A 6000-nucleotide genomic window follows, 5' to 3' on the forward strand; every position below is an offset into this window, starting at 1 on the left:
TCCAGCGTCTTCCCCCAGCCTCCGTTGAACGACAAGCCGAACCCCGCCGCCATGCCACCCATCAACACCACCAAACTCGACCGCGTCGTCGCCGACGCCCGCCGCGCCGCCGAGCAGCGCGGCCACGGCTACCGCGACCGCGCCCTGAAGATGCACCCGTGGATCTGCGGCCGCTGCGCCCGCGAGTTCGACCGCAGCAACGTGCAGCAGCTCACCGTGCACCACCGCAACCACAACCACGACGACAACCCCGCCGACGGCAGCAACTGGGAGCTGCTGTGCGTGTACTGCCACGACAACGAGCACCAGCGTTACCTCGACTACGACAGCGGCACCCTCGATGCGGGCGACGCGCAGGCCCCCGCCACCGGCAACCCCTTTGTCGACCTCAAGGCGATGCTGGAACGCAAGAAGTAGCCGCGCCGGCGCTGCAGAGACAGGCGGGGTTGAAGCCCTCCTACAGAATGCCGAAGAGCCCGCTTCACCTGTAGGAGCGACTTCAGTCGCGATGCTCTTTGCCGTCGCATGTCGCGAAACGCATCGCCCGCGAGCGGGCTCCTACAACAGCGCGGCTCCCTGTAGGAGCGCGCTCGCGCGCGATGCTCTTCCTCCCACTGCGCCATCTTCCATCCCAGCCACCCCCATCACCCCGCGTACAATCACGGCCCGCCCGTTGCCCTGAAGCCGTGCCGATGTCCCCTGTAGCCGCCGCCCCCGTCGACGACGTGCTCGATGCGCTGTTCCTGCCGATGGAAGCGGGTGCCCTGCGCCTGCCGGCCGACGCCCGCGTGCTGTTCCTGCGTGCCCGCAACGGCTTTCGCCTGCGCGAAATGGCGCGCCCCGGCTGGCGCGGTGAGCAGAGCTTCAAGCCGTTTGCCCAGGCGCTGGAGCGCAGCCGGTTCCGCGTCGACGCGCGCGTCAACGGTGAATATTTCGACCTCGTGCTCGTGCTGCCACCGCGCCAGCGTGACGAGGCGCGCGCCGTGTTCGCTCGCGCTATGCAGTTCGCCGCGCCCGGCGGCGTGGTGCTGGCCTGCGTGCCAAACGCCGAAGGGGCCAAATCCGCGCAGGCCGATCTCGCGGCGTTGGCCAAGCAGGGCGGCCAGCTCTCCAAGCACAAATGCCGCGTGTTCTGGACCGCGCCGCTCGATGGCTCGCACAACGCGGCGCTGCAGGCCGAGTGGCTCGCGCTCGATGCGCCGCAGCGCAATGCCGCCGGCTACTGGAGCCGCCCCGGCCTGTTCGCGTGGGATCGCATCGACGCGGCCTCGGCGCTGCTCGCTGCCCACCTGCCGCATGACCTCGCCGGCCATGTCGCCGACCTCGGCGTTGGCTACGGCTACCTCGCCAGCGAGGTGATCGCGCGCTGCCCCGGCGTCACCGCGCTGGACGGCTTCGAGGCCGAGCAGCGCGCGCTGGAACCCGCGCAACGCAACCTGGCCGAGGCGCAGGAGCGGGCAGGGCGCGATGTTGCCGTGGCGCTGCACTGGCACGACGTCACCGCCGGCTTGCCGGGCCGCTACGACGCCATCGTCAGCAACCCGCCGTTCCACCAGGGCCGCGCCGACCAGCCGGAGCTCGGTCGTGCCTTCATCATCGCCGCGGCCAAGTCGCTTGCGCCGCACGGCCAGCTGTGGCTGGTCGCCAATCGCCACCTGCCGTACGAGGCCACGCTCACCGCGCTGTTCAGCGAAGTGCGCGCGGTGGCCGACGAAGGCGGCTTCAAGGTCATCACCGCCCGCGGAGTGCGCGCATGAAACTAGTCAAGCTCATCGCCAACCTGGGCTACGGCAGCCGCAAGGAGGTGCAGTGGATGTTCCGCGAGGGTCGCATCACCGACGCCGACGGTGAGGTGCTGTACGCCGACGACAAGGTGGAGCACGCGCAGATCCGCCTCGACGGCGAGCCGCTCGATCCGCCCGCCGGCATGGTGCTGATGATGCACAAGCCGCTCGGCGTCACCTGCTCGCGCAAGGATGGCGGCCGCGTGGTCTACGACCTGCTGCCGCCGCGCTACCGCGTGCGCGATCCCGCGCTGTCCACCGTCGGCCGCCTCGACCGCGACACCAGCGGCCTGCTTCTGTTCACCGACGACGGCGCCCTGCTGCACCGGATCATCTCGCCCAAGTCCAACGTGCCCAAGGTCTACGAGGCCACCCTCGCCAACGACCTGCGCGGCGACGAAGCCTCCACCTTCGCCAGCGGCACCCTGCTGCTGGAATCCGAAACCACTCCGCTGCTCCCCGCCGAGCTGGAAGTGCTCGAACCCCGGAAGGCCCGCCTCACCCTGCACGAAGGCCGCTACCACCAGGTCCGCCGCATGTTCGCCGCCGTGGGCAACCGCGTGGAGGCGCTGCACCGGGTGTCGGCGGGTGGCTTGGCGTTGGGGGATCTGCCAGTGGGGGAGTGGCGGATGTTGGGGGAAGGGGAGATCGCCCAGATCTGCGGGTGAGGCGACTTTCCGGGTGCGTTGCACCCATGTATCACCCGGCGCGCTCCAGTCTGCAGGACTGGAGAGTTAGATTCGGTCGCAGAGTAGGTGCTAAGTTGCTGTCTTAAAGGCACGTTGAAGAATTACGCCCAGCCAAGTTGAGATCGGGCTGCTTTTTAATCCGCAAATCGTTGGCTTGTAAAAATATGTCAACTTCTGAATCGCATTCGCTGCGCAATGGGATAGTAGCTACCGTAGTCGGTGGGATCATTCTCGCTGCGCTCGGGTATCTATGGGCACCCGCCAAGGCGGTCTTCTACTGGCTGGGGCGAGTGCTGGCATTAGTTTGGAGTATGTTCGTCGCTGGCTACCGCGTTCCTGGTTGGCTCTTACTAGTCTTCGTGCTCGTAGCGGCGGCAGTCACTTTCGGCTTATCAGTATAGCCTTTGGTAAAGCGCCACCTGCCCCGGCCTATTTGTCTTACGTCGAGGACGTAGTTTTTGGCGCAAGGTGGCGCTGGTCTTGGAGGGGTGGCGAAATAGAGCACCTATGGGTGTTCTGCATTGCATGCCAAGGCGAACTCGTCTATGTTGCTCTGATAATTACCTATACTCAGTGCCGCACGCGAAATTCCTTTGTGAGCACTGCAATAAAATTCCCGTGGACATTCCGGGTGGAGGTCGAGATTATGCCCTGTCCGCCGTAAAGCGTGAGCTAAGGCGCCGCCTCCGGGTCTCACAAGTACAGGATCAATAGTTGTTCAGGCAAACTTTTTATTCCTGCGGACGCGCAGCACGCGTTGCTACACTCAAGTATTAATTCTCATGGAAATTGACTGGATAAAATTGACGGACGAAGCCTTGCATGTTGCTTCGGGCGTCGTGACAGGAGTGGTCTTGGCCTACTGCGGCCTCCGCATTTATTTTATCCAAAAGGAATATGAGTTAGTCAAGCAGCGATACCTCGATCAATGCCTTGATGTGGTCGCTGGCGAGCTCGAGGAGATTACCAGTGTTTTTCTGCACAACTGGGCGCGGTCGTTGGAACTTGTGAAGGAGCTTCGCGACGCCCCAGAGAACTTCGAAAAAGCTCATCTTGATCAAGGCTTCATCCCATTTCGAGGCAGCAATTTCAATCAAGCCGCTCATCACCGCCTTAGAGTGCTAACGGGATCGAGGATTTTCTGGGACTGCTATCAGATCGCGCTTGCCCAGCATATGGCAATGAATGCCATCGCCGCGAAAGAGATTCCACATGCTATATCGGAGCATCTTTCTGGCAGGCTTGTTGGGGCGAAGGCGAGCGATGTTGTCGCTACAGCTATCAACGAACTCAAGCCTATGAGTTCCAAAAGCAGTGAGTTTGCATTGCTTCACAATTCGCTCCAGCGAATCGCTGCTGAACTGGAGCGCTCAAGACTCAGCTTCGAGAAAATAGAGACATTCGCCAAGCGTGCGAACGTTCTTGAGATCATCAAAGAACTCGAAGAGCAGTTCGGGCCGCAACTCCATGATGAAAAGAGTGCCGACTAGGGTTACGCGCAGCTTGCGTGGAGCGGAAGCAGTGCCGCGGCGGTTTGGCTCTGTACCCAGGATTGTTCAGTGGTCTCTGAACATCATGTCTCGGTGCTGCCAGTGTCCTCCGTAGCAACTCGGAAGGTAGCGTGCGCCTTGCGGCGCTTTTTCTCGAACCAGTGGTGCGCGTAGGGGTTCTGGTTGTACGCGGGGATTTCGCGGTAGCCGTTGCGCAAGTAAAGCGCGCGCGCTTCGACCAGTGAGCGGTTCGTATCCAGGCGCAGCGTGCGCAGGCCGAGGACTACCGCCTGTTGCTCGATCGCGTCGAGCAGGCGTTGGGCGACGCCCAGGCCGCGGGCGGAAGGGGCGACCCACATCCGCTTGATTTCGCCGACACCGCGCGGGCCGGCTTTCAGAGCGGCGCAACCGACGAAGCGACCGTCGAGGCGGGCGAGCAGAAGTACGCCGGCGGGCGGGGTGAGTTCATCGGGAGTGGCCGATACGGTCAGAGCCGGATCGAAGCCGGTGTCGAAGCGCGTCTTCAGTTCGCCGAAGTAGGCATCGAAGCAGGCGCGTGCGTCTGTGCTGGTGGGATCGGCTGGCTCGATCGCGACTTCGGAGGCGCGCATGAGCCGCTCGACCTCGGCCATCGCAGCGAGCAGACGGGCGCGCTGGGAGGAGCCGAGCGGGGCGATCAGCGATGTGACCATGGCCTGCGATTGCTGGTCCAGGGCCGTCCACTCCGCCAGGCCTTTACGCGTGAGCGTGGCGCGGCGGACGCGGGCATCGCCGGGTGCGGGCTTGCAGGCGACTAAGCCGCGCGCCTCGAGCGAGCGCAGCAGGCGGCTGAGGTAGCCCGAATCCAGGCCGAGCCGTTCGCGCAGGTCTCGCAGCTTGGTGCCGTCGCGACCGATCTCGAACAGCAATCGCGATTCGCCCAGCGGGCGGCCGCGGCCGAGGTAGTCATCGCTCAGTGCACCGATGCGACGCGTGACCGCGCGATTGAACGCGCGTACTTGCTCGATATCGTTCGGATCCATTGCCTGACTTTAGTCAGATAACTGGCGGGGCGTCAATCGCCGGCAGCGCGATGCGAGGCGCGTGGGCTGCGCACGAAAAGCAGAAGGCGCCCCGCGGGGCGCCTTCCTTGTTTGCTGAACCTGCGGCTCAGCGGTTGCCGCTGCGGTTGCCGCCGCCGCGATTCCCGCCACCGCCGCCGCCGGGACGGTTCCCGCCGCGGCCGCCGGGCCGGGCGCCCTGCGGCTTGCCGGAGCGGTTGCCGCCGCGCGAGGGGCCGCCGGCGGGGCCGCGGGATTCACCGCCGCCAGCGCGATTGCCGCCGCCGAAGCCGGAGTAAGGGCTCGCATTGCCGTGGCCGGCCGGACGCGGAGCGCCAGGCTTGCCACCACCGCCGCCGCCGGGGCGACGCTTGCCACCGGGACCACCCGGGCCACCGGCAGGCTTGCCGCGCGGGGCCGACGGGCCACCGGCGTAGCCATCACGGGTTTCGCCGGCAAACCAGGTGCGCACCGAGGGCAGTTCCTGGCCGGGAGCGACGCCGCGCTTGCCGCGACCGCCGCCCTTGCGTGGCGCGCCGCTGCGCTCGGGGCGGGCGACGTTGCCGTTCACTTCGCGGCCCGGCGGGCGTGGGCGCTTGCCGCGGGTGAGTGGCTCGTCACGGATGCGATCGAACGCGCGCAGCTCGCGCGCTTCGTCGGCGGCCGCGCTGCTCCAGGCGGTGGCGCTGCCGCGCTCGGGGCGGTATTCGGTGACGTTGCGGTTGGCGCGGCGCTGGTGCAGCACCGGGCTCAACGTGAGCACGGGCTGGGGCGCGCCCAGGCCGGTGACTTTGCGCAGTTCCTTTACGGCTTCTTCGCCGAGCGCTTCGCAGTCGCCGCGGCGCAGGGCACGCGGCAACTGCACGGTGCCGTAGCGGATGCGCTTGAGGCGGCTGACCAGAAAGCCCTGGGAATCCCACAGGCGGCGCACTTCGCGGTTGCGACCTTCGCGGATCACCACGCGGAACCAGCTGTGGCTGCCGCCGCGGCTGATGAT

General features: G+C 65.8%; 5 protein-coding genes and 1 pseudogene. 4 read left to right on the forward strand and 2 right to left on the reverse strand.

Annotated elements, in window-relative coordinates; all coding sequences use genetic code 11:
• Positions 1-51: 51 nt before the first annotated feature.
• From ACTHJF_RS08865 to ACTHJF_RS08880, 4 genes are all read left to right on the forward strand, one after another.
• Positions 52-417, forward strand: a complete 366-nt coding sequence (locus ACTHJF_RS08865) for a YajD family HNH nuclease (protein ID WP_440266793.1) — start codon at positions 52-54, stop codon at positions 415-417.
• A gap of 275 nt (positions 418-692) precedes the next feature.
• On the forward strand, positions 693-1757 hold the full coding sequence (locus ACTHJF_RS08870) for a class I SAM-dependent methyltransferase (RefSeq protein ID WP_440266794.1): 1065 nt from the start codon (positions 693-695) through the stop codon (positions 1755-1757).
• Entirely contained in the window at positions 1754-2452 is a 699-nt protein-coding gene (locus ACTHJF_RS08875; RefSeq protein ID WP_440266795.1) for a pseudouridine synthase, read from the forward strand. The genes ACTHJF_RS08870 and ACTHJF_RS08875 overlap by 4 nt, the downstream gene beginning before the upstream one ends.
• 803 nt (positions 2453-3255) lie before the next feature.
• The gene (locus ACTHJF_RS08880; protein ID WP_440266796.1) at positions 3256-3963 is read left to right on the forward strand and encodes a hypothetical protein; all 708 of its coding nucleotides are present in this window, start codon (positions 3256-3258) and stop codon (positions 3961-3963) included.
• An 83-nt stretch (positions 3964-4046) separates the two neighbouring features.
• On the opposite strand, the gene ACTHJF_RS08885 is transcribed toward ACTHJF_RS08880, so the two are convergent.
• Together ACTHJF_RS08885 and ACTHJF_RS08890 are read right to left on the reverse strand one after the other, a co-directional pair.
• Positions 4047-4985: a bifunctional helix-turn-helix transcriptional regulator/GNAT family N-acetyltransferase gene (locus tag ACTHJF_RS08885; protein WP_440266797.1), complete on the reverse strand. Its 939-nt coding sequence runs from the start codon at positions 4983-4985 to the stop codon at positions 4047-4049.
• A 127-nt stretch (positions 4986-5112) separates the two neighbouring features.
• A pseudogene (locus ACTHJF_RS08890) lies at positions 5113-6000 on the reverse strand (pseudouridine synthase); the annotation flags it as partial.

The organism is Dyella sp. (genome assembly GCF_051962475.1).
Taxonomy (GTDB): domain Bacteria; phylum Pseudomonadota; class Gammaproteobacteria; order Xanthomonadales; family Rhodanobacteraceae; genus Dyella_A.

Bases quoted from the DNA above. Each gene is read 5' to 3' on its own strand.
- ACTHJF_RS08875 (WP_440266795.1), top strand. From the start codon at position 1,754: ATGAAACTAGTCAAGCTCATCGCCAACCTGGGCTACGGCAGCCGCAAG.
- ACTHJF_RS08880 (WP_440266796.1), top strand. From the start codon at position 3,256: ATGGAAATTGACTGGATAAAATTGACGGACGAAGCCTTGCATGTTGCT.
- ACTHJF_RS08865 (WP_440266793.1), top strand. From the start codon at position 52: ATGCCACCCATCAACACCACCAAACTCGACCGCGTCGTCGCCGACGCC.
- ACTHJF_RS08870 (WP_440266794.1), top strand. From the start codon at position 693: ATGTCCCCTGTAGCCGCCGCCCCCGTCGACGACGTGCTCGATGCGCTG.
- ACTHJF_RS08885 (WP_440266797.1), bottom strand. From the start codon at position 4,985: ATGGATCCGAACGATATCGAGCAAGTACGCGCGTTCAATCGCGCGGTC.